The sequence below is a fragment of the Lentzea sp. NPDC036955 genome, from assembly GCF_055608005.1.
Genome location: NZ_JBVJRC010000010.1, coordinates 301,865 through 328,640, shown reverse-complemented (window position 1 = coordinate 328,640; position 26,776 = coordinate 301,865). Strand labels below are relative to the sequence as shown.

The window sequence follows — 26,776 nt, the reverse complement described above, 5'->3', positions numbered from 1 at the left end:
GACTGCACCCCATGTCTCTGCAAGAAGAACTCGTGCGGATACGAATACAAGAAGCCCAGAGGTTCGCGGAGGAGCAACGCCTGGCGAACCGCCTCGCGTCAGCGCAACGTTGGCGCAGGGTGTCGCGATGGGCGGGACGCAGAGCGGCTCGCTTCGACCTCTGACAGTCACGAGCTGAGGCCGTCGTCCACGAGAAGGTGGATGGCGGCCTCGGCCGTTCCTCCGTACCGTCTTCCTTTGTGCCGCACCACACCCACGACGGAATCGACTGGTCGTCCCGCCTCTCGGGCATGAGGCGCTACGGCGCACTGCAGGCCGAAGCGCTGTCCGCGGTCGCCCGCAGACTCGTCGCACCACTCCCGGACTCACCCGTCGTGATGGACGTCGGCTGCGGCGCCGGCTCGATGTCCGTCCCCCTGGTCGCCGCACTCCGCGACCACGGCGGCGGCGTCCTGGTCCTGGTCGACGCCACCCCCGAACTCCTCGACGCCGCCTGCGCCGCCGCCCGCACCGAGGGCGAGGGCGTGGTCTCGGTGAAGCCGGTCCTCGCCGACCTCGCCGCGGAAGACCCCCTCTCCTTCACGGGCCCGGTCGAGCTCATCTGGGCCTCCCGCGTCATCCACCACCTCCCCGACCAGCTGCGCGGCATGCGCCGCCTGGCCTCCGCGTTGGCCCCCGGCGGCTGGCTGGCCTTGGCCGAGGGCGGCCTCGAAACCCGTTTCCTGCCCTGGGACCTCGGCGTCGGCGACCCGGGCCTCCCGGACCGCATGGCCGCGGCCCGCGCCGAGTGGTTCGTCTCGATGCGCGAGAACATGGCCGGCTCCGTCCGCCTGCCGGTCGGCTGGAACGTCGCCCTGGCCGACGCCGGCCTCGGCGACATCGGCTCCTTCAGCTTCGTCGTCGACCACCCGGCCCCGGCGAAGCAGCAGGTCCGCGACTGGGCGGTGGACCGCCTGACGTGGCTGGCCGAGATCACCGGCCCGTACCTGCACCCCGCGGACCGCGATGCCCTGCGCCGCCTGCTCAACCCGGCGGACTCCGAGTACGTCGGTGCTCGGGAGGACGTCTTCCTGCTGGAGACCGACACCGTCCACGTGGGACGGCGGCGGTGACGGCGTGCCACAGGTGCGGGCGGTCGCGGGCGTCCGTTTCTGAGCTGGAGCTGTTGGCCTGGTCGTCGGAGCGGGTCGGGGGGACGGTTCGGTGGTTGTGTCACGCGTGCGCGAAGGCGCATGTGCGGGACATCGAAGGGAAGTTGCCGGACGAGTACTGGCGGTGAACGGCTGGTGCGGGTGAGGCTGGCTGGCTTGGTGGTGGGCTGGCTTGCGTGAGCCGGGCTGGCTTGAGTGGGTTGGCTTGCGTGGGTTGGCTTGCGTGGACTGGGCTGGGCTGGGCTGGCCGTTGGGTCTGCTGCACGGATTGGTGACATCTGAGTTGGCTTGCCGTGATGATGAGCTGGGAGGATGTCGCTGTGCCGAAGCCCTACCCTCAGGAGTTCCGCGACGATGTCGTGCGGGTCGCCCGTGACCGCGAGCCGGGCGTGACGGTCGAGCAGATCGCCAAGGACTTCGGGGTCCACCCGATGACGCTGTTCAAGTGGCTGCGCCAGGCCGAGGTCGACGAAGGCGCCAAACCCGGTGTGAACAGGCACGACTCGGCGGAGCTCCGCGAGGCCCGCAAGCGGATCAAGCTGCTCGAGCAGGAGAACGAGGTCCTGCGCCGCGCGACCGCGTATCTGTCGCAGGCGAACCTGCCGGGAAAAGGCTCTACCCGCTCGTGAACGAGCTCGCTGCGGACGGTATCCCCGTCGCGGTGACGTGCCGGGTACTCGGGATCGCTCGGCAGCCGTACTACCGGTGGCGCGCCCGCCCGGTCACCGCCGTTGAACTCGAGCGGGCTCATCGGGCGAACGCGTTGTTCGACGCGCACCGTGACGATCCGGAGTTCGGCTACCGGTTCCTGGCCGACGAGGCCCGAGACGCCGGCGTGTCGATGGCGGATCGGACCGCGTGGCGGATCTGCTCGTCCATGGGCTGGTGGAGCGCGTTCGGCAAGAAACGCGGCCGCAACGGCAAGAAGGCCGGCCCGCCGGTCCACGACGACCTGGTCCGGCGCGACTTCACCGCCAGCGCGCCGAACCGGTTGTGGCTGGCCGACATCACCGAACACCGCACTACAGAAGGAAAGCTGTATCTCTGCGCGATCAAGGACGTCTGCTCCAACCGGATCGTCGGCTACTCCATCGACTCCCGGATGAAGTCCCGTCTCGCCGTCACCGCGCTCACCAACGCCGTCGCGAGACGTGACGAGGTCGCCGGTTGCGTGGTGCACACCGACCGCGGATCGCAATTTCGATCCAGGAAATTCGTCCGCGCACTTGCGCGTCACGGCTTGACCGGCTCGATGGGCAGGGTCGGCGCCGCGGGCGACAACGCGGCCATGGAAAGCTTCTTCGCGTTGCTGCAGAATAATGTCCTCGACCGACGGACCTGGTCCACTCGGGAGGAACTGCGGATCGCGATAGTGACCTGGATCGAGCGCACCTACCACCGTCGCAGACGCCAAGCCGCTCTCGGCCGGTTGACCCCCATCGAATACGAAGTAATCATGACCACGTCAGCCAGTCAGGCTGCGTGACTACCACTGTCACCTACTCGTGCAGCAGACCCGTTGGCTGGGCTGGCCGTTGGCTGGGCTGGCGTTGGCTGGGTCGGTACGGGTGAGCTTGGCCGGCTTGCGTGGGGCTCGCTGCCTTGAGCGAGCTTGGTCGGTTCGCGCGGGTGGGCTGTAGGGACGGCTGTTCGAGCTGAGTGGTGGGCGTCGGCGTGGGCGTTGTTGGTCCGGCGGTCGTATTCGGGCTTGGCTGGTTCGTGTCGGCTTGAGGCGTGTCGGGTGCTGTCTTCGTTCCTGCGGGGGCTGGCCGCCTCACGCGCGCTTCCCCATTGCGGGCGAGCGAGAACGGGAATCCGGACCGGCTTCACTCGAAAGAGTGGCCGAATAGGTGCTGGCAGCGGCGAGGCAGAGATCGAGAGCCAGCGTGCAGCGGTCGCGGCAGGGCACGACCACGCGCAACGCACGCCGCAAGCAACGAAGACCCAAGCAACGAAGACCCAAGCAACGAAGACCCAAGCAACGAAGACCCAAGCAACGCAGACCATTGACCAGGCAGGTCAACGCGACCCATCCGGGCAGTCAGAAGTGGGCGCGCTGAGGGGGAACGGGTACAGGTGCTGTAAGGCCTGCCTGACCAGCGCCGTTCCGCGGCGAGGACTCAGCTCCAGCTCCTCGTGCAGATCGCGCGGCGTGCACAGGTCCGCGGCCACCACGGCGTCGAGTGCGGCCACGACCGCGCGGGCGTCTTGTTCGCGGCGCGTGAGGTCCAGGGTTGCGCGGGCCGGGGAGGCCAAGCGGAGGCCGTCGTGGTGGATGACGGTGGGTGGGCGGGTCGTGCGTTCGAGGAGCAGGTTCGGGTGGGAGCGGCGGGTGTTCTGGGTGCCCAGCACGTGGATGTGGCGGGGTAGGGGGAGGCGGGCGCCCTGGCGGGTCAGGGCGTCGGTGCCGGTGATCACGGAGGACGGGCCGGCGTAGGACAGGGCTGCGTGCAGGCGGTCCAGGCGGGTGGGCGGTGAAGGCTTTTGGAGGACTACGCCGGGCAGGAGGAACTGCCAGGGGCCGGACGGGAGGCAGCGGCGGAGGATCTCCCGCGAGGAGAGGCCGGATTTGCGCAGGTCAGCGGTCGTGGTGATGGGCATGGGACAAGCTTGGGGCAGGCACCGACGAGGGAAGGGACCTCGTAGGCAAGCTGTGGACAACTTCCGCCATGTTCACTCGACGGAGTGGAGAGGCCGCCGGTTCACGGCTCCTCGAAGCCCGGCTGCCACCGCGCCACGATCTCGCGCGCGGTCACGTGGGCGTCGAGCTGGCAGAGGATGCCGGTCGCGCCCAGCGTCACGCGGTGGATCAGCAGGTACTGCGGCGGCAGGTTCAGCGAGCGGCCCGTCTGGGAGTCGGGGCTGCGCAGGTCGCCGACCCGTTCGGCCTGCGACTGCAGCCAGCGGCGGGTGAAGTGGAACGACTCGGTGCGCAGCGGTTCGACGAACGGGGCCAGGTAGCCCAGGACGTCCTCGCCGTCGAGGGACATGCCCTCGCGGATGAAGTTCTCGGTGCGCAGGAGGTCGACCAGGTCGTCGGGGCGGCCGTCGAGGGCCAGGCGGGTCATGCGGCCGAGGGTTTTCGGGAGGCCGTCGGGGAGGCGGGCCACGGCGCCGAAGTCGATCACGCGCAGGCGGCCGTCGGCGCCCAGCATGAAGTTGCCGGGGTGCGGGTCGGCGTGCAGCAGGCCGGAGCGGGACGGGGCCGAGAAGTGGAACTCCGACAGCAGCTGGCCCGCGCGGTCGCGGTCCTCGGGTGAGCCCTCGCGGATGATCTTCGCGAGGCCCACGCCCTCGGTCCACTCGGTGACCATCACCTTCGGCGACGAGGCGATGACGCGGGGGACGACGACGTGCGGGTCGTCGTCGAAGGCCTTGGCGAAGGCGCGCTGGTTGGCGGCCTCGTCGCGGTAGTCGAGCTCCTCCAGGTACCGGTCGCGCAGCTCCTCCAGCAGGGGGCGCACGTCGGTGCCGGGCATGACCGCCTGCAGCAGGCGGGAGAAGCGCAGCAGCTGCTTCAGGTCGGCGCGCAGGGCCTCGTCGGCGCCGGGGTACTGGACCTTCACGGCCACGTCGCGGCCGTCGTGCCACACGGCGCGGTGCACCTGGCCGATCGAGGCCGAGGCCGCCGGGTCGTCGTCGAACGACTGGAAGCGCTTGGTCCAGGAGGCGCCGAGCTGTTCGGCGAGCACGCGGTGGGTGGTGCGGGCGGGCATCGGCGGGGCGGCGGTCTGCAGCTTCGTCAACGCCTCGCGGTACGGGGCGGCGAGCTCGTCGGGCACGGCCGCCTCGAACACGCTGAGCGCCTGGCCGAACTTCATGGCGCCGCCCTTGAGCTGGCCCAGGACGGCGAACACCTGCTCGGCGGTCTTGGCGGTGACCTCGGCGTTGACCTCGTCGGCTGCGCGTCCGGTCAGTCGCTTGCCCCAGCCGCCGACCACCCGGCCCGCCACCCCGAGCGGGAGGCTCGCCAGCTTGGCGGTGCGCTGCACGGCCTTGCGCGGAATCTCGGTCACCCGGCCATGGTATGTGCGCTGCACTGACAGTCAGGGTGCGGATACCAGCTCCGCCTCTCAGCAACCCCCGTGACCAGGTCCAGCTCGAGAGTGGCGTTGAGCACTGGCGGCGGTGCCTGCTCGGGTCCGCGGACGTGGCGCAGCGACTCCAGCACCTGCGCGACGGCGAGCGCGGCGGTGCCGGAGGCGAACAGGACGTCGTAGGAGGCGGGTTTGCCCACGAGCTGCGCGGCGATGGCCGGCCACGCCTCGTCATGGTCGGTGCGGTGCAGGTCCGCGCAGTTCAGGCAGCTGGTGCGGCCGGGCAGCACGAGCGGGCCGACGATGCCCACGCCCTCACGGACGCGCACGGCCAGATGAGGTGTGCGGGCGGCCATCAGGCCGGAGACGACGGCCGGATCGGGGACGAGGGTCGCGGCGAGCACCACGAGGTCGGCGTGGTGGGCGAGCCGGACACCGGACTCGGCGAGCAGCGACGTCATCGCGAGGGAGAGGTGGGTGGAGCCGAACACGGCGGCCGTGGCACCCCTGGACGAGGAGGGGGACTCCAGCAGTCCCACCTGGTCGAGTGATTCCAGGACGGTGGTCAGCAGGGCCGGGTCCTCACCGCGGCTGCGGAGTCTTTCACCCAGTTCAGCGAGGGTGTGGCGGCCGTCGAGGACGAGCAGCTCGTCGACCAAGGCGTCGGGCAGCTCGTCGATCACCACGGCGTGCTTCGGGTCGGTGCCGACCTGCACGACGCCGGGGCCGCGGCGCACCACGGGCAGGCCGCTGCGCACTCGGGGGCGTGTGTCCACAACGGAAGACTGGCAGGGGGCGGTGCCCCCTGCCAGCGGAAACGTCAGACCTTGGACTTGCCGAGGATCCGCGTCATCTTCGTTCCGCAGACAGGGCAGGTGCCCTTCGCCATGCGCCGGCCGTTGGTCTCCTCGACATTGCCGTCGAAGTCGCGCTTCTCCCGGCACTTGACGCAGTAGCCGTTGTACTTCTCGGCCACAGCCCCTCCCTTGCAGTTGTGAGTGCGGACACACTCGGGGACCTTGGCGCGACGGTACCTCTGCGAGGCGGTGATCCCGCGCATGTCGATCTCGCGCGTGTCCAGCCGCCGTTCGGTGGAACTTCACCCGCCGGGTGCCCGCCTGCGGCCGGTTGGGGGCCCAAAATTGTCGGTGCCGCCGATTACGGTTACTGCATGGCCGAACCGCGGGTGGAGGTGCGGCGGAGCTCCCGGCGCCGCCGCATGGTCAGCGCGTACCGGGAGGGCGACACCGTCGTCGTCCTTCTGCCGGCACGGATGACCAAGGGGGAAGAGAAGCACTGGGTGGCGGAGATGTTGAGCCGCCTCCAGCGCAGTGAGACGCGCAGGAAGTCGCCTGCGCGGACGTCCGACGAGGCGCTGATGGCGCGGTGCGCCGAGCTGTCGGTGCGATACCTGGACTCGCTCGCCGACCCGGTGAGCGTGCGCTGGGTGCCGCCCATGCGCACGAGGTGGGCGTCGTGCACACCGACCGAGGGCACGATCCGCGTGTCCGAGCGGTTGCGCGACGTGCCGCCGTGGGTGCTCGACTACGTGCTGGTGCACGAGCTCGCGCACCTGCTGGTCCCAGGGCACGGCAAGGACTTCTGGGAGTGGGTGCACCGCTACCCGAAGTCCGAGCGGGCCATGGGCTACCTGGAGGGCATCTCGGCCGCGGCCGGACTGAGCCTCTCGGAAGACTGATCTTCAGCAACGCGAAGCGCCCGGCGGGGTGTGCCCGCCGGGCGCTTCGCACGTCTGACCGGTGCCCTCGGGCTCAGCTGTCCTTGGGCTTGTCGCCGTTCTGCGGCTCGTCCGACTCCGGGGTCGCCTCGGTGGCCTTCTCGCCGTCCTCGGCGCGCATGGTGCGCTCGAGCTCGGCGATCGGGTCCTCGAGCGCCTTGCGGGTGTTGGCGAGCCGCTCGGCGAACTCCAGCGGGTCGTCCAGGTCCTCGGTGGTCGGGATCAGCTCGGCGTGCTCCCACACGCCGTCGCGGACCTCGACGCCGTGCTGGTCGCCGACGAGCTTCCACAGCGCGGAGGCGGCCCGCAGGCGCCGCGGCCGCAGCTCCAGACCGACGAGCGTCGCGAACGTCTGCTCGGCCGGGCCACCGGAGGCACGGCGGCGGCGCAGCGTCTCGCGCAGTGCGGGCGCACCGGGCAGCCGGTCGGCCACGGCGGCGTCGACCACGACGTCCACCCAGCCCTCGACGAGGGCGAGGAGGGTCTCCAACCGGTTCAGCGCGGCCTTCTGCTCCGGGGTCGTCTGCGGTTCGAGCAGACCGGAGCCCATGGCCTCCTCGATGGAGGCCGGGTTCGACGGGTCGATCTGGCCGGCGAGCTGCTCCAGCGCCGACGTGTCGACCTTGATGCCCTTGGCGAACTCCTCGACGGTGTCGAGCAGGCGCTGCCGCAGCCACGGCACGTGCGTGAACAGGCGCTGGTGCGCGGCCTCGCGGGCGGCGAGGAACACCATCACCTCGGAGGCGGGGCGCTCCAGGCCCTCGGTGAACTTCTCGATGTTCGCCGGCAGCAGCGCGGCCGTGCCCTCGGGGCCGAGCGGCAGGCCGACGTCGGTCGAGGTGAGGACCTCGGCGCCGAGCTGCGCCAGTGCGTTGCCGAGCTGGGACCCGAAGGCCATGCCACCCATCTGCCCGAGCATCGACAGCAACGGGCCCGCGGCCTGCTTGGCCTCGGCCGGCATCGCCTCGACCCACGCGCCGGACATGCGCTGCGCGACCGGGTCGCACAGCCGCTGCCAGGTCGGGATGGTGCGCTCGATCCAGTCGCGGGCGGTCCACGCCTGCGTGGTGCGGCTGCCCGCGGGCAGCGAGGTGACGGGGTCGAGCCACATCTCGGCCAGGTGCACGGCGTCGGTGACCGCGCCCGACTGGTCGGCGGCGAACCCGACGGTGGTCTGCGAGGAGGACAGCTGCTGGAACGCGATCTGCTTCGCGAGGTCGTAGTTCACCGGCCCGCTCGACGTCCCTGCGCTGCTCAGCATCGCGCCCAGCTGGCTCAGCATGTTGCCCAGCTGGTTGAAGTCGAACGGGTTGTCCCCCGGTTGCCCGTCCTTGTCGTCGGGGTTGTGCGGGCTGAACCCGAACGGCACGTCACTCATGCCTCTACCGTACGCGGATCGACATGGTCGTACGCTGTTCAGCCGTGAGTGAAACCGTCACGACCGCACCCGCTCCCGCGCCCCCGCCGAGGGAACGCGGACTGACCCGCCGGACGTGGACGCTGATCGCCAGCTTCCTGGTCGTGGCGATCCTCGGAACAGCGGGCGGGTTCGCCCAGGTTCCGTACGTCGCGCTGGGCCCCGGCCCCACCTACGACGTGCTCGGCAAGGTCAAGGACGCCGACGTCGTGTCCATCGACGGCCAGAACACGTTCCCCACGCAGGGCACCCTGCGGATGACGACGGTCTCGCTCACCAACGACCTGTCGCTCTTCGGCGCGCTGGGCCTGTGGCTGTCCGGCCGCTACGCCCTCGCGCCGAAGGAGGACTTCATCAAGCCCGGCCAGACCGAGGAGGACGTCCAGCGCGACAACGAGCAGGCGTTCAGCGAGTCGCAGACCTCCGCCGAGGTCGCCGCGCTGCACTACCTCGGCTATCCGGGCAAGGTGGTCGCGAACCAGGTCACCAAGGGCAGCCCCGCGGAGAACGTCATCCCGCTCGGCGCCCGCATCATCGCGGTGAACGGCAAGCAGGTGCAGAGCGCCGCCGACGTGAGCGCCGCGCTGGAGAACACCAAGCCGGGCGACCGCATCGAGGTCGCCTTCGAGCAGGACGGCACCTCGAAGTCGACCCAGCTCACCCTCGGCCAGCGCCCCGACGACCGCCCGTCCGGCTTCATCGGCATCTCGCCCGTCGACCGCGCCGACGTGCCGTTCAAGATCAAGATCAGCCTGTCGGACGTCGGCGGCCCCTCGGCCGGCCTGATCTTCGCGCTGGCGATCGTCGACAAGCTGACCCCCGGTGAGCTCAACGGCGGCAAGGCCATCGCGGGCACCGGCGAGATCCAGGGCGACGGCGCGGTGAAGCCCATCGGCGGCATCGCGTTCAAGATGGTGGCGGCGAAGGAGGCGGGGGCGACCGCGTTCCTCGTGCCCGCCCAGAACTGCACGGACGCCAAGCAGCAGGCGCCGGAGGGCCTCACGCTGATCAAGGTCGAGAACCTGAAGGACGCGGTCTCGTCGCTGGAGGCGCTGAACAAGGGCCAGCCGACGCCGGGCTGCTGACCCGCGGGCCCGCTGACCTGACGGTTTCAGCCACGGGCGAACAGCACGAACGCAGCCCCGCCGTGATCACACGGCGGGGCTGTGCCAGCCTGGAGGCGTGACGACTAGGGCCGCAGCGTGGCGAGCAGTGCGTCGGTGAGGTTCGGGGCCAGCTCGGGGTGTTCGACGAACTCCTCGGGGACCTCGACCGTGCCGCGCAGGCGCAGCACGCAGGAGACCGTGCCGTCCCTGAGCACGGCCGCGACCAGGCGCGCCTCGCGGCGGGACGGGTGCTCGGCCGCGAACCTGCGGGCCGCCTCGTCGTCGAGCTCGCCGTGGTGCAGCTCGGTCTCGGCTTCCGGGGGCAGGACGACGATCTCCTGGGCCAGTGCGCACCCGGTGACGGCCGGGGGCCACTCGATGCCCGCGAGCGCGTCGGCCAGGTCGCCTTCGAGGGCGTCCTGGGCGATCGGCGTCAGCGGGGAGGCCGCCGGGTCGAGCTGGGCGCGGAGCTCTGGCTGCTGGGCGATCAGGTCGGACGTCGCCACGAGGGCGAAGAGCTGCGGGGGCTGCTCCCAGCCGCCGGCCGCTACGAACTCTTCTACCTCGCGGGCGACCGTCGGGAGGACGACCGCTGGCGTTTCACTCGCTGACACGCGTGTCATCGTAAGACGGCGCACTTCACGGGAACCCAGGGCGTCGTCCGTAGAGTTGGACTAAACGTACGTATCGATTTACCGCGATCCAGGAGCGTGCCTCGTGGCCACACGGCCTCCGGTCGGACTGCCGAAACTGTCCCGGCGCAGCCGAATACTGCTCATCGTGGGTGTCGTGCTCCTGTTCGGTCTCATCACGGGATCGCGGCTGCTCGACACCTACGTGAACTGGCTGTGGTTCGGCGAGGTCCAATTCCGCAACGTCTACAGCACAGTGCTGCTCACCAGGCTGGGGTTGTTCCTGGCCGTGGGGGTCGTGGTCGGCGGCATCGTCGGGCTGAACCTCTGGCTCGCCTACCGGGCGCGGCCGGTGTTCGTCCCGGTGTCGGGGCCGGACGACCCGGTGGCGCGCTACCGCACCGTCGTCATGCGGCGGATGCGGTTGTTCTCGATCGGCATCCCGGTGTTCGTCGGGCTGATCGCGGGCGCGTCGGCGCAGGCCGAGTGGCAGCAGGTCCAGCTGTTCCTCAACGGTCAGCCGTTCGGCATCACCGACCCGCAGTTCGGCCACGACATCGGCTTCTACGCCTTCCAGCTGCCGTTCTACGAGTGGCTGCTGTCGTGGCTGTTCATCACCACGGCCGTGTCGTTCATCGGCGCGGTGATCGCGCACTACCTCTTCGGCGGCATCCGGCTGGCCGGTCGCGGCGGGCAGCTCTCGGGTCCGGCGCGGCTGCACCTGGCACTGGTCGCCGGCACGTTCGTGCTGCTGAAGGCGGTCGCGTACTTCTTCGACCGGTACGAGCTGCTGCTGCACGAGAACGAGAAGTTCGTCGGCGCCAGCTACACCGACCTCAACGCGGTCCTGCCGGCCAAGCTGATCCTGCTGTGCATCGCCGTGTTCTGCGCCGTGGCGTTCTTCGCGGGCGCGTTCATGCGCAACGTGCAGCTGCCCGCCATCGCGACCGTGCTGCTGGTGCTGTCCAGCGTCCTGGTCGGCGCGGCGTGGCCCGCGGTCCTGGAGCAGTTCTCGGTCAAGCCGAACGCCATCCAGAAGGAGGCCGAGTCGATCACCCGCAACATCGCGGCGACCCGGCAGGCCTTCGGGCTGACCGACGACAAGGTCGAGACGAAGCCCTACGAGGGCAAGCAGAACGTCGCCAACGACCAGATCAAGACCAACGACGCCGCCACCCTCGGCAACATCCGCCTGCTCGACCCGGCGGTCCTCGGCCGCACGTTCACCCAGTTCCAGCAGCTGCGGCCGTTCTACGGGTTCCCGAGCAAGCTCGACGTCGACCGGTACACAGTGGACGGCAAGCTGCGGGACTACATCGTGGCGGTCCGCGAGCTGAAGCTCGACAGCCTGCCGCAGGGCCAGCGCGACTGGATCAACCAGCACCTCATCTACACCCACGGCAACGGCTTCGTCTACGCAGAGGCGAACAAGGTCAACGAGATCGCCGACCAGTCCAACGGCGGCTACCCCGACTTCAAGACCGGTGAGGTCAAGCCCAACGGCGAGGTCGGCAACGTCGCCAACGGCATCAAGGTCGACCAGCCGCGCACGTACTACGGCGAGCTGTTCGGCACGAACGACTACTCGATCGTCGGCGGCCGGCCCGCCGGTTCCGCAGCCGAGTACGACACCGACGCCAAGTCCTACACCTACACCGGCAGCGGCGGCGTGCCCATCGGCAGCCTGTTCAACAAGCTCGCGTTCGCGGCCTACTACGGCGAGCGGAACATCCTCTTCAACCAGTCGATCGCCGACGAGTCGAAGATCCTGTTCAAGCGCACGCCGCGTGACCGCGTGCAGGCCGTCGCGCCGTGGCTGACCGTCGACAGCGACCCGTACCCCGCCGTCATCAACGGCCGCATCACCTGGATCGTCGACGGCTACACCACGCTGGAGAACTACCCGTACGCGCAGCGCACGCCGCTGGGTGACGCCACCAACGACTCGCTCACGGCGGACGGCGTGGTGATCTCGCAGGTCAACAAGCCCGTCAACTACATCCGCAACTCGGTCAAGGCCACTGTGGACGCCTACGACGGCACGGTGTCGCTGTACGCGATCGACGAGAAGGACCCCGTCCTCAAGGCGTGGATGGGCGTCTTCCCCGGCACGGTCAAGCCCGCCGGCGACATCAAGCCGGAGCTGCGCGAGCACTTCCGCTACCCCGAGGACCTGTTCAAGGTGCAGCGGCAGATCCTGTCGAAGTACCACGTCTCGTCGCCGTCGGACTTCTACTCCGGTGTCTCCTACTGGGCGCCGGCGCAGGACCCCACGATCGACAACGTGACCTCGGCCGACGCCCAGCAGGCCGAGGCGAAGAAACGCCGCGACGCCCAGCCGCCGTTCTACGTGCTGGCCGGTGACCCGGCCAACCAGAGCAAGGTCAGCTTCCAGCTGACCAGCCCGCTCGTGCGCGAGAACCGGGAGTTCATGGCCGCCTACGTCTCGGCGTCCTCCGACCCCGACAACTACGGCAAGATCAGCGTGTTGCAGCTCAACACCGACGCCAAGGGCCCGCAGCAGATCCAGACGCAGTTCCTCACCTCGGACAACGTCAGCCGCGAGCTCAACCTGCTCACCCAGCAGAAGACGACCGTCGTCTACGGCAACCTGCTGACCCTCCCGGTCGGCGGCGCGCTGCTCTACGTCGAACCCGTCTACATCGAACGCGCGTCGAACAACACGTCGTTCCCGCAGCTGTCGAAGGTTCTCGTCTGGTACGGCGACCGGGTCGGCTACGCGTCCACGCTCAACGAGGCGCTCGAACAGGTCCTCAGCGGGGCGGGGGCCGTGGTGCCGCCGCCGAGCGACAACAACAACGGCAACGGCCAGACCTCCACGCCGCCGCCGACGTCGACCACACCCGGCAACACCGGCGGAACGTTCAGCCCGGAGCTGCAGAAGGCGGTCAACGACATCGACGCGGCGCTCGCCGACATCAAGCGGGCGCAGCAGAACAGCAACTTCGCCGAGCTCGGCCAGGCCTACCAGCGCCTCGACGACGCCTCGAAGAGGTTCAAGCAGTACAGCACCGGGTCGGCCTCACCGCCGCCCACCGGCCAGTCCTCGGTTGTGCCCAGCCCCACACCGTCCGGCTGACCACCCGATTTGCATTCCCCGCTCCACCCCGCGTAAGGTTCTGTTCATACCGACGCGGGGTGGAGCAGCTCGGTAGCTCGCTGGGCTCATAACCCAGAGGTCGCAGGTTCAAATCCTGTCCCCGCTACAAAGTGGGAAAGCCCTGTCTGCGGAGGACGCAGACAGGGCTTTTTCGCATTTTCATTGGGGGCGAAGCCCCCAAACCCCACCCGGAGGGCTTCGCCCTCGGACCCCCGAACCCCGAGGCGGCGCCTTGAGAGGGTGGGCGCGGGACCAGGATTGAGTCGGGATTGAGCCGGGATGGGCCGACACTGGGGCTGAGCTGGGGAAATGCGGTTAGAGGGGGGTGGTGGAAAAGGGGTTTTTCGAGGGTGTAGAGTTCTACCTACAACAGCAAGACAGCAAGACAAGCTAGAAGCGGCGCGGGGTGGAGCAGCTCGGTAGCTCGCTGGGCTCATAACCCAGAGGTCGCAGGTTCAAATCCTGTCCCCGCTACTAGATGGAAGGCCCGGAGTCCTAGGACTCCGGGCCTTCTTCGTATTTCCGAGCAAGTTGATCCGGCCGAGCGGGCCGGGCGGTTCAGGTCATGTTCTCCGCCCAGTACTGGGCGCACAGCATGCTGGAACAGATCCGGCCCTCGCCGCTCACCGTGCGGTGCTTGCGGATCTGCTTCCCGCACACCATGCACTCGTCCTTGCCCGCCTGCTCCGGGATCCCACCCGTCACCCACGCACGCGTGTGCATGGCGACCTTCTTGTGGTCCAGCCACTTCATCTTCATGCCCATGGTTCCCCGACCTCCGCTGTCCAGCCGCTGACGCCCGCTGAGGGCGATGATCATTTTTCCAGGCTTCCCGCCGGAGGAAAGACCCCGGAGCCGACATCACCGGGTCGTGCGACGGCAGCCCACGTCCGTCCATTCGGGTGGCTTCGGCCGGTGAGAGCAGTGCCGCCGATCGGGTGAGGCCGGGGAAGTTTCGCTTGTGCGAAAGGCTTTTTCCATCCGGGATGGACACGGACGGTCAAGCGGCCAAACGCGTGAGGCGCCAAAACTGCCGCTTACTCAGCGAGACTTTTCGTTGCTCCGCATGGCCCATCGGACTAGCCCGGTGATCAGCCACAGTGGACAGAACGGCTGACCATTGTGGACAGCCTCCCCCGGACGTGGGAACGTTGTCGTTGTGTCAGACCTGAATGCGACCGCAGCCGCCCTGCTCGGGCTGCTGCATGACGGACCCAAGACCGGTGGCCAGTTGGTTGCGGAGGCCGGGGAGCGCTTCGGAGCGTTCTTCAGCGTCACCCGCAGCCAGGTGTACCGCGAGCTGCCCGCGCTGGCCGACCAGGGCCTGCTGCGACTCGGCAAGCAAGGGCCGCGCTCCAGCCAGCAGTACGTGCTCACCGCGGCGGGCAAGAAGGCCTTCAAGAACTGGCTGCTGTCCGAGCCCGGCCCCGACCACCTGCGCAGCCCGCTGATCCTGCGCCTCGTGCACGCCGGCTCGTTGACGGCGAAGCAGCGCGAGTCGCTGGTCGCCACGGCGCGCACCACGTACGGGGCCGAGCAGGAGAGCGCCCGCAGCGCCGCCAAGACCGCGGAGGACCCCTACGCGAAGGCGGTGGCCGAGTTCGGCCTGGCTCACGCGAAGGCCGTCCTCAAGTTCCTGGACGCGATCCCCACGGGCTGAGGTCGGGGCGTCTGCAAGTACCACCGACAACGGGTCGGTGGTACTTGCAGACGCCACTACCTGCACCAGTTCCACGGCCGGTCGCTGCTGGTGACCGGTATTGGCGTAATCTTCTGCTGTGAATCCGGACGTCGAAGCAGACATCAAGGACCTCTCCGCCACCCTGAGCAGCATCGAGGCGGTGATGGACCTCGATGCCCTGCGTGCCCAGGTCGCGGATCTGGAGGAGCAGGCAGCCCGCCCCGACCTCTGGGACGACCAGGAGAAGGCGCAGAAGGTCACCAGCCAGCTCTCGCACAAGCAGGGTGAGCTGCGCCGCATCACCGGCCTGCGGGAACGCCTCGACGACCTGCCGCTGCTCTACGAGCTCGCGGAGGAGGCCGAGGACGCGGACGCCGCCGCCGACGCCGACACCGACAGGGCGAAGCTGCGCGACGAGATCGCGAGCCTCGAGGTGCGCACACTGCTCTCCGGCGAGTACGACGAGCGCAACGCGCTGGTCACCATCCGCGCCGAAGCCGGTGGCGTCGACGCCGCCGACTTCGCCGAGATGCTCCTGCGCATGTACTCCCGCTGGGCCGAGCGGCACAACTACGGCGTCGAGGTCTTCGACACCTCCTACGCGGAAGAGGCCGGCATCAAGTCCGCCACCTTCCGCGTCACCGCCCCCTACGCCTACGGCACGCTGAGCGTCGAGCAGGGCACCCACCGCCTCGTGCGCATCTCGCCGTTCGACAACCAGGGCCGCCGCCAGACGTCGTTCGCCGGCGTCGAGGTCGTGCCCGTCGTCGAGCAGACCGACCACGTCGAGATCGACGAGAAGGACCTGCGCGTCGACGTGTACCGCTCGTCCGGCCCCGGTGGCCAGGGCGTCAACACGACCGACTCGGCGGTGCGCCTCACGCACATCCCGACCGGCATCGTCGTGTCCTGCCAGAACGAGCGCTCGCAGCTGCAGAACAAGGCCACGGCCATGAACGTCCTGCAGGCGAAGCTGCTCGAACGGCGCCGCCAGGAGGAGCAGGCGAAGATGGACGCGCTCAAGGACTCCGGCTCCAGCTGGGGCAACCAGATGCGCTCCTACGTGCTGCACCCGTACCAGATGGTCAAGGACCTGCGGAACAACCACGAGGTCGGCAACCCGTCCGCGGTGCTCGACGGTGAGATCGACGACTTCCTCGAAGCCGGCATCCGCTGGCGCAAGCAGTCCCAGCAAGCGTGAGCCGCAGCCGCGGTGTGAGCTGAGGCGAAGGGCACGTCCGGGCCGTCCGATGGTCCGAACGTGCCCTTTCGTCCACCGGTTGTGCTGAACCGACCACGCCGTGTGGGGGAGGAGAACCGCCTTTCCGGGGCTGGAAGTTAACCGGAACGGGGGCTTTACCGCGGCCATGGGTAGACTCGCGCCTCGTGATTCGTCTCGAACACGTTTCCAAGGTCTACAAGACCTCCACGCGTCCCGCGCTCGACGACGTGTCCGTCGAGATGGAGAAGGGCGAGTTCGTCTTCCTGATCGGGCCCTCCGGGTCCGGCAAGTCGACGTTCCTGCGCCTGCTGCTGCGCGAAGAGGTGCCGACCAGGGGACGCGTCTACGTCTCCAACTTCGACGTCGCCAAGATGTCGCGGCGCAGGGTCCCCCGCCTGCGCCAGTCCATCGGCTGCGTGTTCCAGGACTTCCGCCTGCTGCCGACGAAGACGGTCGCCGAGAACGTCGCGTTCGCCCTCGAGGTCATCGGCAAGCCCCGCAACACCATCGTCAAGGTGGTGCCCGAGGTGCTGCAGCTGGTCGGCCTCGACGGCAAGGAGGACCGGTTCCCCACCGAGCTCTCCGGTGGTGAGCAGCAGCGCGTCGCGATCGCTCGCGCGTTCGTGAACCGCCCGCTGGTGCTGATCGCCGACGAGCCCACCGGAAACCTGGACCCCGACACGAGCCAGGACATCATGTTGCTGCTGGAGCGGATCAACCGCACCGGCACGACCGTCATCATGGCCACCCACGACCACGGCATCGTCGACTCGATGCGCCGCCGGGTCGTGGAGCTGTCGTACGGCAAGGTCGTCCGTGATGACGCGCGCGGCGTTTACGGCGTCGGCCGCTAAGCGCTCCTAATCCCCGACCCCCCAAGGAACCCCGCCCCCGATGCGTACCAGCTTCGTGTTCAGCGAGGTCGTCACCGGACTTCGCCGGAACGTCACGATGACGATCGCGATGATCCTCACGACCGCCATCTCGCTCGGGCTGCTCGGCGGTGGCCTGCTCGTCGTCCGCATGGTCGACAAGATGCAGGCCAACTACGCGGGCAAGCTCGAGGTCTCGGTCCTGCTGACCAACGACGTCAGCGCCAACGACAAGGACTGCACCCAGCAGCCGTGCGCGGGGCTGAGGTCCCAGCTCGACCAGACCTCCGGCGTCGAGTCCGTGGTGTACCAGAACCGCGACGAGGGCTTCGAGCGCTTCAAGCAGATCTTCGAGGCCCAGCCGGAGCTGCTCAAGCTCGCCCGGCCGGAGGCCATCCCGGCCACGTTCCGGGTGAAGCTCGAAGACCCGGAACGCACCGAGGTCATCAAGAACGCCTTCGAGGGCAAGCCGGGCGTGAAGGGCGTCGACGACCAGGGCAAGTTCCTGGAGCGGTTCTTCGACGGCCTCAACGGCTTCCGCGACGTGGCGCTGATCCTGGCGCTCATCCAGGCGTTCGCGGCACTGCTGCTGATTTCGAACACCATCCAGGTGTCGGCGTTCACCCGCCGCGTCGAGGTCGGCATCATGCGCCTGGTCGGCGCGACCCGCTGGTACACGCAGCTGCCGTTCCTCATCGAGGCGGTCGTCGCGGGCATCATCGGCGCGGTCACCGCGGTCGCCGGCCTGGTGCTGTTCAAGGCGTTCTTCCTCGACCGCATCACCCGCAACCTCACCGAGTCGGGCATCATCCCGCCGGTCGGCTACCTGGACATCCTCATAGTCTCGCCGTGGCTGTTCCTGGTCGCGATCCTCATCTCGGCCACGACCGGCTACGTCACGCTGCGGCTCTACGTGCGGCTTTAAGAGTTTTACCGACCACGTAGAGTTGTCGCCATGGTCAAGGAACGCGGGCAGAAGGTCATCGCGTCGAACCGCAAGGCTCGGCACGACTGGGCCATTCTGGACACCTACGAGGCGGGCATTCAGCTCGTCGGCACCGAGGTGAAGAGCCTGCGCATGGGACGGGCGTCCCTCGTGGACGCCTTCGCCCAGGTCGACGACGGCGAGATCTGGCTGCACGCGCTGCACATCCCGGAGTACGTCGCGGGCACCTGGACGAACCACGAGGTCCGGCGCAAGCGGAAGCTCCTGCTGCACAAGCACGAGATCGAACGGCTGATCGGCAAGACCAAGGAGTCCGGTCTGTCGCTCGTCCCGTTGCAGATGTACTTCAAGGACGGCTACGTCAAGGTCGAGCTCGCCCTCGCCAAGGGCAAGAAGTCCTACGACAAGCGCCAGGACATCGCCAAGCGCGACGCGAACCGTGAGATCGCGCGGGCGCACGGGCGGGCGTTGAAGGGCCGCTACTGACGCCGTCCAGCACCGCACCGACGAGAACGCCCGGCCCACCGCACCGCGGGAGCCGGGCGTTCCGGCGTTCGCCTCAGCTGTCGAGGTAGGCGAGGACGGCGCGGACCCGCCGGTGCTCGGAGTTCGACGGTTCCAGGCCGAGCTTCGCGAAGATGTTGCCGACGTGCTTCTCCACCGCGCCGTCGGACACCACGAGCGTGCCGGCGATGGCCGTGTTCGACAGGCCCTGCGCCATCAGGCCGAGCACCTCGCGTTCGCGTGGCGTCAACGAGTCGACCGGGCTCTTCTTGCTGCGCACCATGAGCTGCGTGATCACCTCGTGGTCGATGCTCGTGCCGCCGTCGGCGACCCGCCGCACCGCGTCGACGAACTCCTTCACGTCGGCCACCCGTTCCTTCAGCAGGTAGCCGACCCCGCTCGCACCGCCCGCGAGGAGCTCGACGGCGTAGCGCTCCTCCACGTACTGCGACAGCACCAGCACCGGCAGCCCGGGGTGGCGGCGGCGGCACTCGATGGCCGCGCGCAGCCCCTCGTCGGTGAACGTCGGCGGCATGCGGACGTCCACCACGCACAGGTCGGGCCGGTGTTCGGTCACGGCGTCCAGCAGGTCGGTCCCGTTCTCCACCGCCGCCACGGTGTCGATGCCCTCGTCGGCGAGCAGCCGCTGCACGCCCTCCCTCAGCAGCACCGAGTCCTCGGCGATCACCACGCGCACGGCAACTCCGCTCGAATCACGGTCGGCCCTCCAGCGGGGCTGACGACGACAACCACACCGTCGATGGTCGCAGCCCGGTCCGCGAGCCCGGCGAGCCCGCCACCCGGCTTCAGCTCCGCACCGCCCTGACCGTTGTCGGTGACCTCGACCAGCACGCCCGTGTCGATCCGGTTGACCCGCACGGTCGCCTTGGTGCCGGTGGAGTGCTTGGTGATGTTGGTGAGCGCCTCGCCGACGGTGAAGTACGCGGCGCTCTCCACCGCCGTCGGCGGCCGCGGGTCGACGTCCACCTGCAGGTCCACCTCGATCGGCACGCGGGCGGCCAGCGCGGACAGCGCCGCGTCGAGACCGCGGTCGCCGAGCACCGACGGGTAGATGCCGCGTGCCAGGTCCCGCAGCTCCTTGATGGCGAGCTTGGCGTCCGCGTGGGCCTCCGCGATCAGCTCGGCCGCGCCCTCCGGGTCGCTGTCCAGCTTCGACTTCGCCCGGCCCAGCCCCATCGCCACGGCCACGAGCCGCTGCTGCGCGCCGTCGTGCAGGTCGCGTTCGATGCGCCGGCGCTCCGCCTCGGCCGCCTCGACCCCGCGCGCCCGGCTCGACTGCAGCCGTTCCGCCTCGACCGCCAGCTCGTCGGCACGGGTCGGTCCGAGCATGGCGCGGGCGAACCGGCCGTGCAGCGCGCCGAGCGCCTTCGTGCCCATGACCGCGAGCGGGACCAACACCAGCCCGAGCACCGCGATCGGCAACGCCGAGGCGAACGAGTCGATGGTCCAGAGCTCGCCGACGACGACCGCGAACGGCGCGTAGCTGATCCAGAACGGCACCGCGGCCAACGCCGCCACGACCGTCCAGAGCGTGAGGACCGCGCCGAACTCCAGGACCCCCACCGGCAGCAGGAGCAGCAGGTAACCGAAGTCGCGCCAGGTGGCGGGGTCGGTGAACTGGGCCTTCCACCGCTGCCACAGCGTGCCCGGCTGCCGGGCCCGGTAGGGCACCGGGATGTCCGTGCGCAGCGCCGCACCGACCCACGCCCGTTCCACGGTCGCGCCGGCCCGCACCGCCTGCATCGCGAGCCAGAGGATCGGCAGGCCCACCCACAGCACGGACAGGGAGAACCCGACGACCGTGAGCACGACGGTGAGGGTGAACCAGAAGATGCCGGTCACCAGGTTGGTCAGCAGGTAGAACCCGGCTGCGAGCGCGTTCGGTTTCCTCATGACGTCCATGTTGTCGTTGTCGCTGGTCAGGGACCATGCGGCCAACCAGTCAGCCGGTGGTGGGGACAGCCCTACCTGCCTCGGGAAGAACTCGGTGGCAGCGGCCGTTATGCTAGGTGCACCACGACGAGGGGGTGAACGGTTTCGACTGTGGACGTTGATTCAGGGGAAGCGTGCCGGTGCAGGCGAGAGACCACCGCAAGCGTCATCGCAAACCAATAAGCGCCACGTCTAACGACAAGCGCGCGTTCGCTCTCGCCGCCTGAGGCGAGTAGCAACGCTGTCGGCCTAGGAGTGCCTTCGGCCTAGAGTCCGGCATCAGCTAGAGGGCTTACCTGCAGTCCCGGTCGCGGGGACTGTTCGGGAAACTCACAGCGACTGGGCCCGTCACATCAGCTCGTCCGCGTGACTGATGGGGTCAAGCAGAGGCAGAGCGGACTGCGCACGGAGAAGCCCTGATGAACCGCCACAGGACCCGGGTTCGATTCCCGGCACCTCCACTCGGACGGCGAGTGCTCGTGGAGAGCACTCGCCGTTTCTCGTTCCGGGTGTTCATCTGGGGGGCGACCCCCAGACCCCCGAGCAGTTCGGGCGTTGAGCGCCCTCACGCACACCCCGAGTGCCATCGCGCAGGCTCCCGAGCAGGGTCGGCGCTGAGTGGCCTTAGGCCGACAGCGGCAAGACGTCGGAGAGTGTGGACAGGAAGTCCTCGGCGTCGAACATTGCGCCGGCCGAGGCGACGCCGGTGACGTGGAAGCGGCCGGTGAGCAGGCGGTCTACCGCCTCCACGGCCAGAGGGGCGCTGACGGCGTAGATGTCGCGGCCTGCGACTGACAAGCGGCGTTCCTCCGAACCCCGGCGTACGCGTACGTCCACCTCGAAGGTTTCCGGTTCGGAGCGGGGAGTGGCGGCGGCCAGGGCCTGGGCCGCGGTGACGGACATGTACGAGGTCACCGACGGGATCGCCAGGTGGCTGGGCACGGTCACGATGTCGGCCATCGAGAACTCACCGACCACCTCCCGCGGCCCGCTGGGGAAGTCCCAGGTCGACGTGAGCGGCGCGGTGTCGTGGTGCTCGAGCCGGCCGTCGCGGAACCGGACCCGCCGACCACCCCGGCGGTCGCGGGAGACCGCACCGGCGGCGAGCGTGCCGGGGGTCGGCTGCCAGCCGCTCAGGCCGTAGGCGACGTGCGCCTCGGACGCGTCGGGCCAGTCCGCCATCGCGGCGGTGACCAGCAGGTCCGCCAAGCCACCGAAGAACGCCATCGCGGGCACGACCGGGACCGCGGCACCGCGGGCGAACGTGTCGGCGTTCGCCTCGATCTCGGCGGCCACGTCCACGTACGGGATGCTGGCGCGTTCGGCGGCGGCGATCAGCGGCAGCGCCGTCACGGCGAACGGACCGGCCGCGTTGACCACCGCGTCCGCACCGGTCAGCGCCCGGTCGAGGGCGGCGGGGTCGTCGGCGGTGGCCTGCGCGCGGCCGAACGGCAGTGGCGTGAAGCCGCGCTTCTCCAGCTCCGCCTGGATGAACCGGCCGGTGAGGCCGGAGGCGCCGTAGACCGCGATGTGGTGTCCCATGACGGCAATTCAAGCCAGGGCGGCGCTCGCTGCCCAGTGTCTGGAACGACACGATGCGTACAATTCCGGACATGCTCGCGTTCGCCGTGACCGACGGGATGCTGCACTTCGAGCTGACCGCGACCTACGAGATCTTCACCGCGCCGCAGCTCGGCTACCGGGTGGTCGTCTGCGGTGACGGGCCGGTGCGCGTCGGCCGGTTCACGCTGGAGCCCGACCTGCCGCTCGACCGGCTCCACGAGGCGGACACCGTCATCGTGCCCGCGGTAGCCGACTGGGAGGGGCCGGTCGACCGGCGGCTGATCGAGGCGGTCCGGGTGGCGCACGCGAAGGGCGCGCGGATCGCCTCGCTGTGCACGGGCGCGTTCGTGCTCGCGGAGGCGGGGTTGCTCGACGGGCTCCGCGCCACCACGCACTGGGCGCACGCCGACGAGCTCGCCCGCCGGTACCCGCGGGTGGAGGTCGCACCGGACGTGCTCTACGTCGACAACGGCCAGGTGCTCACCGCGGCGGGCAAGGCGGCGGCGATCGACCTGAGCCTGCACCTCATCCGCCGCGACCACGGTGCGGCGGCGGCGAACACGGCGGCGCGCAGGCTGGTCGTCCCACCGCACCGCGACGGTGGCCAGGCGCAGTTCGTGCTCGCCCCGGTGCCCGCCGAGGAGGGGCACCCGCTGACCGAGCTGTTCGACTGGGCGAGCGAACGGCTCGACCAGGTGCTCACCGTCGAGGACCTGGCCAGGCAGGCCGGTCTGAGCTCGCGGCACCTCACCCGGTTGTTCCGCACCGTCACCGGCACCACCCCGTTGCAGTGGCTGCACATGCGGCGGATCCGGCGCGCGCAGGAGCTGCTGGAGCTGACCGACGACAGCGTCGACCTGATCGCGGAGGCGGCGGGGATGGGGACGGCGACGACGTTGCGCCGGCACTTCCACCGCACCGTGGGTGTGCCGCCGGACACATACCGCCGCACGTTCCGGCCGGTGGGTGGCAGGTAGTCCCCGAGCAGGGCGTTATGTTGGCCGGATGAGCAACGGACAGCGCATCGGGGCGCGGGTGTTGCGGCGCAAGCCGATCGACCAGCTGACCCATCCCGGCAGCGAGATGCGGCGCACGCTCGGCGTCGGCCACCTCACCATGATCAGCATCGGCGCGACGCTGGGCACCGGCATCTTCGTCGTCCTCGGCGAGGCCGTGCCGCTGGCGGGACCGGCGATCGTCGTCTCGTTCGTGCTCGCGGGCATCACCGCGTTGTTCTCCGCGCTGTCCTACGCCGAGCTGGCCGGGCTCATCCCGGCGTCCGGCTCCTCCTACTCCTACACCTACGCCACGCTCGGCGAGATCGTCGCCTGGGTCTGCGGCTGGTGCCTCGTGCTGGAGTACGGCGTGTCCGTCGCGGCGGTCGCGGTCGGCTGGGGCCAGTACGTCAACGAGCTGCTGCACCTGGTCACCGGGCTGCGGATCCCGGACGCGCTCAGCCAGCCGCCGGGTGACGGCGGGATCGTCAACGTCCCGGCCGTGCTCGTCGTCGTCATCTCGATGCTGGTGCTGCTGGGCGGGGCGCGCGGCAGCGCCCGGACGAACACGGTTTTGGTGTACGTGAAGATCGGCGCGCTGGTCATGTTCTGCGCGGTGGCGTTCACGGCGTTGAAGGCGGGCAACCTGCAGCCGCTGTTCCCGCTGGGGCTCGCCGGCATGAGCGCGGGCGCGGCCACCCTGTTCTTCTCCTACATCGGGTTCGACGCCGCCTCCACCGCCGGTGAGGAGGCGGAGAACCCGCAGCGCGACCTGCCGCGCGCGATCATCATCTCGCTCGTCGTGATCACCGCCCTGTACTGCGCCGTCGCGCTCGCCGCCGTCGGCGCCATGCCGTGGCAGGCGTTCGAGGGCACCGAGGCGGCGCTCAGCCGGGTGCTGACCGACAACGTCGACGGCGCCATCTGGCCGATCCTGCTCTCGATCGGCGCCGTGGTGGCGACGACGTCCGTGGTGCTGACCGTCCTCTACGGACAGACGCGCATCCTGTACGCGATGTCGCGCGACGGGCTGGTGCCGTCGATCTTCGCGAAGCTCAGCCCGCGCACCGGGGTGCCGTTCGTCAACACCGTCGTCGTCGGCCTGTTCATCGCGGTGCTCGCCGCGCTCGTGCCGCTGGGGTCGCTGGCCGACGCCACGAGCATCGGCACGTTGTTCGCGTTCGCGCTGGTCAACATCGCCGTGATCATCCTGCGGCGCACCGAGCCCGACCGGCCGCGCAGCTTCCGGGTGCCGTTCTCGCCGGTCACGCCGCTGCTGGGGCTCGCGTTCTGCGTCTACATGATGTTCAGCCTCGGCCTGGACACCTGGGTCGCGTTCCTCGCCTGGATGGCGCTCGGGTTCGTCATCTACTTCGCTTACAGCGTCCGGAAGGCCCGCCTTGAGGTTTCGAGCGATCACTGACGTCCCGGGCATCGCCCGCGTCGCGCGGTACTACGCCGACGTCTGGGAGACGAGCCTCGACGTGCTGTCCACCGAGACGCTGCACTGCATCCGGCACGCGGGCGGCGCGACGATCGGCGCGTTCGACGGCGACGAGCTGGTCGGTGCCACGACCGGGCTGTTCTGCCCGGACGGGTCGGTGTACTCGATGATCGCCGCGGCCCGCCCCGGTGCCGGGCTGCCGTTGAAGCTCGCGCAACGCGACTGGGCGGTCGGCCTGGGCGCGCGGTCGATGCGCTGGACCTACGACCCGCTGGTGGCGCGCAACGCCCGGTTCAACCTGGTGAAGCTCGGCGCCGTCGTCACCGAGTACGCGGTGGACTTCTACGGGCCGATGAACGACGGCGTGAACACCGGTGAGTCCGACCGGCTCACCGTGCGGTGGGACCTGACCGGCGCGCGGGAGCCGCACGAGTCCGAACCTCGTGGCGAGGTCACGGCGACCGCCCCGGACGGCGGGCCGCTGCGGCGCACCGACGGCGACCGGATCTGGTGCCGGGTGCCGGCCGACGTCGTGCGGGTGCGCAAGGAAGCGCCGGAGCAGGCGCAGGAGTGGCGCGCGGCGGTGCGGGACGTGTTCCTGGACGCCTTCGACCGCGGGTACGTCGCGACCTCGATGTCCCGCGACGGCTGGTACGAGCTGGAGGTGGCCGGATGAGGATCGAGCGGGTCGAGCTGCTGCACGTCGCGATCCCGCTGGTGTCGCCGTTCCGCACGTCGTTCGGCACGATGACGACGAAGGACACGTTCCTGCTGCGGGTCGTCACGGACACCGCGGAGGGCTGGTCGGAGTTCGCCGCCGATCCGGAACCGCTGTACTGCTCGGAGTTCGTCGCCGCGGCGGAGCTGGTGCTGGCCGACCACCTCGTGCCCCGCGTGACACCGGAGGTCACCGCCGCCGAGGTCGGGCCGAGGACGCACGCGGTCAAGGGCCACAAGCTCGCCAAGGCCGCGCTGGAGACCGCCGTCCTGGACGCCGAGCTGCGCTCGTTCGGGATGCCGATCGGCACGTTCCTGGGCGCCACCACCGACAGGGTGCCCGCCGGTGTCTCGGTCGGGATCAAGGACTCGGTCCCCGAGCTGCTCGACGACGTCGAGGGCTACCTGGCGGAGGGCTACGCGCGGATCAAGCTCAAGATCGAGCCCGGCTGGGACGTCGACCCGGTCCGCGCGGTCCGCGAGCGCTTCGGCGACGTCCTGCTGCAGGTCGACGCGAACACCGCGTACACCCTCGCCGACGCCGACCACCTGCGCCGGCTCGACGAGTTCGACCTGCTGCTCATCGAACAGCCGCTGGAAGAAGACGACCTCCGCGGCCACGCCCTGCTGGCACAACGGTTCCGCACACCGATCTGCCTCGACGAGTCGATCACCTCGGCCAGGGACGCGGCCACCGCCATCGCGCTCGGCGCGTGCCGGATCGTCAACGTCAAACCCGCCCGCGTCGGCGGCTACCTCGAAGCCCGGCGCGTCCACGACGTCGCCGTGGCGAACGGGGTCCCGGTGTGGTGCGGCGGGATGCTGGAGACCGGTGTCGGGCGCGGGCCGAACCTCGCGCTGGCCGCGTTGCCCGGTTTCACGCTGCCCGGTGACGTGTCGGCGTCGCGCCGCTACTTCGCGGAGGACGTGACGGAACCGTTCGAGCTGCGGGACGGGTTCATGCAGGTGCCGAGCGGGCCGGGCATCGGGGTCGAGCCGGTTCGAGAGGTGCTGCGGCGCTTCACCACCGCGACCCGCGTGCTCTACGCCAGGGACTGAAGCTCGCGGGCCAGGTTGCTCCGCGCGGCGGCGTCCCACCGCTGCCGCGCGGGCTCGGTGACGTACAGGTCCTCGCGCTCCAGCAACGCCTTCAGCACCTTCGCCCGGCCCGCGCGCCACGCCGGTTCGTCGTAGCGCGCGTACTCGCGGCGCACGGCCTGCCGGTAGCGCTCGTAGTGCTCGGGCTCGGAACCGAGGATCGCCAGGTCGGCGTCCAGCAGCACGTGCGCCAGCGGGTCGTCGGACGAGTGCGTGATCGTGGCCAGCACCAACGCCTCCACGCGCGTGACGTGCTCCTCCGCCAGCCCCGCGAGGCGTTCGCGGGCCCACAGCGCGCTGGCCCGTTCGTCCTCGCCCGGTCGCCCGTCGTAGATCACGTCGTGCGCGCACGCGGCGAGGGTGAGGACCGCCCGTTCCTCGACGGAGAACGCGAAGGCGTCCGCGAGCTCCGACGAGTCGCGCACGACGGACGCCACGTGGAACGTGTTGTGGTAGGCCCTGTGCGGCTCGGCGTAGCGTTCGACCAGGTCACCCGCGTCCGGTGTGCCGCCCAGTGCCCGGACCGCGTCGTCCCAGATCCGCCTCACCGCGCCAGCTCCTCTTCGACGACGTCCGCGG

25 protein-coding genes, 2 tRNA genes and 1 other RNA gene are annotated in these 26,776 nt (G+C 69.7%); 17 read left to right on the top strand and 11 right to left on the bottom strand.

Annotated elements, in window-relative coordinates; translation table 11 throughout:
• Positions 1 to 239 precede the first annotated feature (239 nt).
• Positions 240 to 1,112, top strand: a complete 873-nt coding sequence (locus tag ACZ7CF_RS33230) for a class I SAM-dependent methyltransferase (RefSeq protein WP_470371457.1) — start codon at positions 240 to 242, stop codon at positions 1,110 to 1,112.
• Positions 1,113 to 1,471: 359 nt separating this feature from the next.
• A protein-coding gene (locus ACZ7CF_RS33225; protein WP_470371456.1) for an IS3 family transposase occupies positions 1,472 to 2,637 on the top strand; the annotation gives its coding sequence in 2 pieces (ribosomal slippage) (positions 1,472 to 1,756 and positions 1,759 to 2,637; 1,164 coding nt in all).
• Positions 2,638 to 3,170: 533 nt separating this feature from the next.
• On the opposite strand, the gene ACZ7CF_RS33220 is transcribed toward ACZ7CF_RS33225, so the two are convergent.
• The 4 genes from ACZ7CF_RS33220 to ACZ7CF_RS33205 form a co-directional block, all read right to left on the bottom strand.
• Entirely contained in the window at positions 3,171 to 3,752 is a 582-nt protein-coding gene (locus tag ACZ7CF_RS33220; RefSeq protein WP_470371455.1) for a type IV toxin-antitoxin system AbiEi family antitoxin, read from the bottom strand.
• A gap of 101 nt (positions 3,753 to 3,853) precedes the next feature.
• Positions 3,854 to 5,167, bottom strand: coding sequence for an ABC1 kinase family protein (locus tag ACZ7CF_RS33215; RefSeq protein ID WP_360401387.1), 1,314 nt, complete (start codon positions 5,165 to 5,167; stop codon positions 3,854 to 3,856).
• Complete coding sequence (locus ACZ7CF_RS33210; RefSeq protein WP_470371454.1) at positions 5,164 to 5,964, bottom strand: TOMM precursor leader peptide-binding protein; 801 nt, start codon at positions 5,962 to 5,964, stop codon at positions 5,164 to 5,166. Before ACZ7CF_RS33210 ends, ACZ7CF_RS33215 begins: the two co-directional genes overlap by 4 nt.
• A gap of 44 nt (positions 5,965 to 6,008) precedes the next feature.
• Positions 6,009 to 6,164, bottom strand: a complete 156-nt coding sequence (locus ACZ7CF_RS33205; protein WP_360401381.1) for a DUF5679 domain-containing protein — start codon at positions 6,162 to 6,164, stop codon at positions 6,009 to 6,011.
• Between the two features lie 195 nt (positions 6,165 to 6,359).
• On the opposite strand from ACZ7CF_RS33205, the gene ACZ7CF_RS33200 reads away from it, so the two are divergent.
• Positions 6,360 to 6,887: a SprT-like domain-containing protein gene (locus ACZ7CF_RS33200; protein ID WP_470371453.1), complete on the top strand. Its 528-nt coding sequence runs from the start codon at positions 6,360 to 6,362 to the stop codon at positions 6,885 to 6,887.
• Positions 6,888 to 6,960: 73 nt separating this feature from the next.
• Here ACZ7CF_RS33200 and ACZ7CF_RS33195 read toward each other — a convergent pair whose 3' ends face one another.
• Positions 6,961 to 8,304, bottom strand: a complete 1,344-nt coding sequence (locus ACZ7CF_RS33195) for a zinc-dependent metalloprotease (RefSeq protein WP_470371452.1) — start codon at positions 8,302 to 8,304, stop codon at positions 6,961 to 6,963.
• A 44-nt stretch (positions 8,305 to 8,348) separates the two neighbouring features.
• On the opposite strand from ACZ7CF_RS33195, the gene ACZ7CF_RS33190 reads away from it, so the two are divergent.
• Positions 8,349 to 9,428, top strand: coding sequence for a YlbL family protein (locus ACZ7CF_RS33190; RefSeq protein ID WP_360401374.1), 1,080 nt, complete (start codon positions 8,349 to 8,351; stop codon positions 9,426 to 9,428).
• 104 nt (positions 9,429 to 9,532) lie between these two features.
• Here ACZ7CF_RS33190 and ACZ7CF_RS33185 read toward each other — a convergent pair whose 3' ends face one another.
• Positions 9,533 to 10,072, bottom strand: coding sequence for a PPA1309 family protein (locus ACZ7CF_RS33185; protein WP_458434226.1), 540 nt, complete (start codon positions 10,070 to 10,072; stop codon positions 9,533 to 9,535).
• 94 nt (positions 10,073 to 10,166) lie between these two features.
• Between ACZ7CF_RS33185 and ACZ7CF_RS33180 the strand changes: the two genes are divergently transcribed.
• The 3 genes from ACZ7CF_RS33180 (at position 10,167) to ACZ7CF_RS33170 (ending at position 13,676) form a co-directional block, all read left to right on the top strand.
• Positions 10,167 to 13,181, top strand: coding sequence for a UPF0182 family protein (locus ACZ7CF_RS33180; RefSeq protein ID WP_470371451.1), 3,015 nt, complete (start codon positions 10,167 to 10,169; stop codon positions 13,179 to 13,181).
• A 53-nt stretch (positions 13,182 to 13,234) separates the two neighbouring features.
• Positions 13,235 to 13,308 (top strand) — tRNA-Met (locus tag ACZ7CF_RS33175).
• 294 nt (positions 13,309 to 13,602) lie between these two features.
• Positions 13,603 to 13,676 (top strand) — tRNA-Met (locus ACZ7CF_RS33170).
• Positions 13,677 to 13,760: 84 nt separating this feature from the next.
• Here the strand turns inward: ACZ7CF_RS33170 and ACZ7CF_RS33165 are convergent.
• The gene (locus tag ACZ7CF_RS33165) at positions 13,761 to 14,021 is read right to left on the bottom strand and encodes a hypothetical protein (RefSeq protein ID WP_360401367.1); all 261 of its coding nucleotides are present in this window, start codon (positions 14,019 to 14,021) and stop codon (positions 13,761 to 13,763) included.
• A 340-nt stretch (positions 14,022 to 14,361) separates the two neighbouring features.
• Between ACZ7CF_RS33165 and ACZ7CF_RS33160 the strand changes: the two genes are divergently transcribed.
• From ACZ7CF_RS33160 to smpB, 5 genes are all read left to right on the top strand, one after another.
• Positions 14,362 to 14,862, top strand: a complete 501-nt coding sequence (locus ACZ7CF_RS33160) for a PadR family transcriptional regulator (RefSeq protein ID WP_360401364.1) — start codon at positions 14,362 to 14,364, stop codon at positions 14,860 to 14,862.
• A gap of 118 nt (positions 14,863 to 14,980) precedes the next feature.
• Positions 14,981 to 16,084, top strand: coding sequence for a peptide chain release factor 2 (gene prfB, locus ACZ7CF_RS33155; protein ID WP_360397890.1), 1,104 nt, complete (start codon positions 14,981 to 14,983; stop codon positions 16,082 to 16,084).
• A 185-nt stretch (positions 16,085 to 16,269) separates the two neighbouring features.
• Positions 16,270 to 16,959, top strand: coding sequence for a cell division ATP-binding protein FtsE (ftsE, locus tag ACZ7CF_RS33150; protein WP_030470385.1), 690 nt, complete (start codon positions 16,270 to 16,272; stop codon positions 16,957 to 16,959).
• Positions 16,960 to 16,999: 40 nt separating this feature from the next.
• The gene (gene ftsX / locus ACZ7CF_RS33145) at positions 17,000 to 17,902 is read left to right on the top strand and encodes a permease-like cell division protein FtsX (protein WP_360397892.1); all 903 of its coding nucleotides are present in this window, start codon (positions 17,000 to 17,002) and stop codon (positions 17,900 to 17,902) included.
• 30 nt (positions 17,903 to 17,932) lie between these two features.
• Positions 17,933 to 18,409: an SsrA-binding protein SmpB gene (gene smpB / locus ACZ7CF_RS33140; RefSeq protein ID WP_360397894.1), complete on the top strand. Its 477-nt coding sequence runs from the start codon at positions 17,933 to 17,935 to the stop codon at positions 18,407 to 18,409.
• Positions 18,410 to 18,482: 73 nt separating this feature from the next.
• Here smpB and ACZ7CF_RS33135 read toward each other — a convergent pair whose 3' ends face one another.
• Positions 18,483 to 19,124, bottom strand: a complete 642-nt coding sequence (locus tag ACZ7CF_RS33135; protein ID WP_360397896.1) for a response regulator transcription factor — start codon at positions 19,122 to 19,124, stop codon at positions 18,483 to 18,485.
• A complete protein-coding gene (locus ACZ7CF_RS33130; RefSeq protein WP_470371482.1) occupies positions 19,112 to 20,350 on the bottom strand; it encodes a sensor histidine kinase in 1,239 nt (412 codons plus the stop codon). Before ACZ7CF_RS33130 ends, ACZ7CF_RS33135 begins: the two co-directional genes overlap by 13 nt.
• A 121-nt stretch (positions 20,351 to 20,471) precedes the next feature.
• On the opposite strand from ACZ7CF_RS33130, the gene ssrA reads away from it, so the two are divergent.
• Positions 20,472 to 20,844: a transfer-messenger RNA gene (gene ssrA, locus ACZ7CF_RS33125) on the top strand.
• Between the two features lie 160 nt (positions 20,845 to 21,004).
• Here the strand turns inward: ssrA and ACZ7CF_RS33120 are convergent.
• Positions 21,005 to 21,922 carry a saccharopine dehydrogenase NADP-binding domain-containing protein gene (locus ACZ7CF_RS33120; protein WP_470371450.1) on the bottom strand — a complete coding sequence of 306 codons (918 nt, stop codon included), beginning with the start codon at positions 21,920 to 21,922 and terminating at the stop codon, positions 21,005 to 21,007.
• A gap of 53 nt (positions 21,923 to 21,975) precedes the next feature.
• On the opposite strand from ACZ7CF_RS33120, the gene ACZ7CF_RS33115 reads away from it, so the two are divergent.
• From ACZ7CF_RS33115 to menC, 4 genes are read left to right on the top strand one after another with little or no spacing between them, the layout of a single operon-like run.
• A complete protein-coding gene (locus tag ACZ7CF_RS33115) occupies positions 21,976 to 22,920 on the top strand; it encodes a GlxA family transcriptional regulator (protein WP_470371449.1) in 945 nt (314 codons plus the stop codon).
• A 28-nt stretch (positions 22,921 to 22,948) separates the two neighbouring features.
• The gene (locus tag ACZ7CF_RS33110) at positions 22,949 to 24,361 is read left to right on the top strand and encodes an amino acid permease (RefSeq protein WP_458434221.1); all 1,413 of its coding nucleotides are present in this window, start codon (positions 22,949 to 22,951) and stop codon (positions 24,359 to 24,361) included.
• Positions 24,339 to 25,058 carry a hypothetical protein gene (locus tag ACZ7CF_RS33105; RefSeq protein WP_458434220.1) on the top strand — a complete coding sequence of 240 codons (720 nt, stop codon included), beginning with the start codon at positions 24,339 to 24,341 and terminating at the stop codon, positions 25,056 to 25,058. Before ACZ7CF_RS33110 ends, ACZ7CF_RS33105 begins: the two co-directional genes overlap by 23 nt.
• Positions 25,055 to 26,158 (top strand): o-succinylbenzoate synthase, encoded by a 1,104-nt coding sequence (gene menC, locus ACZ7CF_RS33100; protein WP_470371448.1) that lies wholly within the window; start codon positions 25,055 to 25,057, stop codon positions 26,156 to 26,158. Before ACZ7CF_RS33105 ends, menC begins: the two co-directional genes overlap by 4 nt.
• Here menC and ACZ7CF_RS33095 read toward each other — a convergent pair.
• The gene (locus ACZ7CF_RS33095; RefSeq protein WP_458434218.1) at positions 26,143 to 26,745 is read right to left on the bottom strand and encodes an HD domain-containing protein; all 603 of its coding nucleotides are present in this window, start codon (positions 26,743 to 26,745) and stop codon (positions 26,143 to 26,145) included. The genes menC and ACZ7CF_RS33095 overlap by 16 nt on opposite strands.
• Positions 26,746 to 26,776: the final 31 nt, after the last annotated feature.

Coding starts and splice junctions, on each gene's coding strand:
- ftsX (WP_360397892.1), top strand. CDS start 17,000: ATGCGTACCAGCTTCGTGTTCAGCGAGGTCGTCACCGGACTTCGCCGG.
- ACZ7CF_RS33220 (WP_470371455.1), bottom strand. CDS start 3,752: ATGCCCATCACCACGACCGCTGACCTGCGCAAATCCGGCCTCTCCTCG.
- ACZ7CF_RS33115 (WP_470371449.1), top strand. CDS start 21,976: ATGCGTACAATTCCGGACATGCTCGCGTTCGCCGTGACCGACGGGATG.
- smpB (WP_360397894.1), top strand. CDS start 17,933: ATGGTCAAGGAACGCGGGCAGAAGGTCATCGCGTCGAACCGCAAGGCT.
- ACZ7CF_RS33110 (WP_458434221.1), top strand. CDS start 22,949: ATGAGCAACGGACAGCGCATCGGGGCGCGGGTGTTGCGGCGCAAGCCG.
- ACZ7CF_RS33130 (WP_470371482.1), bottom strand. CDS start 20,350: ATGGACGTCATGAGGAAACCGAACGCGCTCGCAGCCGGGTTCTACCTG.
- ACZ7CF_RS33185 (WP_458434226.1), bottom strand. CDS start 10,072: ATGACACGCGTGTCAGCGAGTGAAACGCCAGCGGTCGTCCTCCCGACG.
- ACZ7CF_RS33195 (WP_470371452.1), bottom strand. CDS start 8,304: ATGAGTGACGTGCCGTTCGGGTTCAGCCCGCACAACCCCGACGACAAG.
- ACZ7CF_RS33120 (WP_470371450.1), bottom strand. CDS start 21,922: ATGGGACACCACATCGCGGTCTACGGCGCCTCCGGCCTCACCGGCCGG.
- ACZ7CF_RS33165 (WP_360401367.1), bottom strand. CDS start 14,021: ATGATCATCGCCCTCAGCGGGCGTCAGCGGCTGGACAGCGGAGGTCGG.
- ACZ7CF_RS33200 (WP_470371453.1), top strand. CDS start 6,360: ATGGCCGAACCGCGGGTGGAGGTGCGGCGGAGCTCCCGGCGCCGCCGC.
- menC (WP_470371448.1), top strand. CDS start 25,055: ATGAGGATCGAGCGGGTCGAGCTGCTGCACGTCGCGATCCCGCTGGTG.